The organism is Clostridium sp., assembly GCF_036569345.1.
Classification (GTDB): domain Bacteria; phylum Bacillota; class Clostridia; order Clostridiales; family Clostridiaceae; genus Clostridium_AD.
Window position 1 is genome coordinate 1 of the sequence record NZ_DATCQT010000132.1, and the last position, 2,378, is coordinate 2,378.

The 2,378-nt window shown below is 33.6% G+C and carries 1 protein-coding gene; it reads left to right on the forward strand.

Annotation, left to right across the window (positions count from 1 at the left end; translation table 11 throughout):
- Window positions 1–953 precede the first annotated feature (953 nt).
- Window positions 954–2,201, forward strand: a complete 1,248-nt coding sequence (ltrA, locus tag VIM70_RS12725) for a group II intron reverse transcriptase/maturase (protein WP_331946140.1) — start codon at window positions 954–956, stop codon at window positions 2,199–2,201.
- Window positions 2,202–2,378: the final 177 nt, after the last annotated feature.

Sequence of the window (2,378 nt, forward strand, 5' to 3'; positions counted from 1 at the left end):
ATATAACTTCCATAGATAATATGAAATATGAAAATAAGTATCTTGAAATAAAAGCATTGGTGGTGGATAGCAGTAGCTAGATTTGGAATTGACAAAATAACAAATTTACTCAGTAGTTAAAGATTAGGAACAAATACTGACTGGTGATTAACAAAACAATAAAAATACTTTAGAAAATAACATTTTATAGAGGATATTGGAAATTAATGTAGAATATGTTGTTAAGGTAGGTAATTTTCATTTTTAAAATAAGAAGGAAAGAGAGTATTATAGATGCCTACAATGTTAAGAGTGAAATGTGAAAGATGTGGAAGTGGGATAATTATTAACGTTGGGAATTATATTTTATAATTGGAGGGTTAACTATGAAAGTATGGAGAAATATCATGAAATGGTTTGTTGAAAAGGCATGGCCTACGTGTGTCCTGAAGAAACAATTTAAATTGTTTCATGCTATATAAAAGATGAGGGTGGGCCCCTCGGAATCTCTATACAGGTAGAGGTTTCAAATCACCTTAAGGTGCTATTGTCAAAAGCAATGGTATTGAGCGTTAAGGAAAAGGTAAAACAGAAGATTTTATCAGATATGTGTTATAGAGATGAACGAAAGTGAACTGCTGAAGACGCTTCGAAAGGCTCAGTTGTTATCAAAACCGAAACGGTAGGCTGTTTTGGGATAAGTTTAGAAGAAACCTGGTTACTGACTAAACGATAGCCGGAGTAAAGGTGGCATGAATATAACATAGGCTTTTATATGGAACAGGAGAACCTACGATTTTGATGTAAAGGGAAAAGTCACAAGTAAAGAACTTACGAGGATGAAAGTACCAATGCAAGATATAGGGACGGAACAGCTTATAGTAGTGATGAAAATTCTGTAATGGAAAAGGAGCAAAGAGGCTGTATTATCTGGTTTTGTATTTTGGTCAACCAATTATTTTGGGAGGAACTAAATGAACAAAACAAAGTCGTTTGACATTTCCAAGAATTTAGTCCAAGAAGCATATAAGAGAGTAAAAGCAAACAAAGGTTCTGCTGGGATAGATGATATTTCTTTAGAACAATTTGAAAGCAATTTGAAAAAGAACCTATATAAAATATGGAATAGAATGTCATCAGGAACTTATTTTCCGCCACCAGTCAAAGCTGTTGAAATCCCAAAGAAAAATGGTGGTGTAAGAGTGTTAGGAATACCAACTGTCGCTGATAGAATTGCACAAATGGTAGTCAAACTAAAATTTGAAAATAAAGTTGGGAAGTATTTTCTGCCAGATTCATATGGGTATAGACCAGGAAAATCAGCACATGATGCCATTGAAATAACAAGAAAAAGATGTTGGCAATATAATTGGGTGCTAGAATTTGATATAAAAGGTCTTTTTGATAACATAAACCATGATCTTCTAATGAAGGCTGTTGTGAAACATACAAATTGTAAATGGGAATTACTTTATATTGAAAGATGGTTAAAAGTTCCGTTTCAAAACATAAATGGTGAAACAGTTTCAAGAGAAATCGGCGTACCTCAGGGTGGTGTCATAAGTCCAGTTCTCTCAAATCTATTTTTACACTATGTTTTTGATAAGTGGATGCAAATAAATCTTCCTTTAAACCCTTGGTGTAGATATGCGGATGATGGAATTGTTCATTGCAAAACAATGAACCAAGCAAAATATATAAGACAATACCTTGAAGAGAGACTCAGAGAGTGCAAACTTGAAATTCATCCAGATAAGACTAAAATAGTTTACTGTAAAGACAGCAATAGGAAAGAAACCCATAACAATATAGAATTTACGTTCTTAGGTTACACATACAGACCTAGAAAAGCCAAAGGTAGAAATGGAAAGGAATTTACTAGTTTTCTTCCCGCAATAAGTAATAAAGCTAAAATACACATCCGTCAAACAATTAAAGAATGGCGATTACTATGGATGACAAACAAGGAACTTATGGATATTGCAGAAAAATATAATCCAGTAATCAGAGGATGGTTAAATTATTACGGCAAGTATGGGAAAAAGGAATTAACAAAAGTACTAGAACATATAAATCTACACTTGTGTTTTTGGGTAAGAAGAAAATATAGAAAGTATAAATATAAACCTAACCAAGCTAGTAAATATCTAAGAATGATATCAATGAAATTAAAAATCTTATTTGCTCATTGGAAAGTTGGAATTTTACCGTCGACTGGATAATAAGAGCCGTATGACATGAGAGTGTCACGTACGGTTCCGAGAGAGGCTAAGGGTGAAAGTCCCTGGTCTACTCGACTTCGCGAGAAACCTCAAATAAAGAGATTTCTATTTATCAAGGCTAATCGCATGAACTACCATATAGCGAAGCTATGCATGGTTCTATCCGTTTCTAGGAGC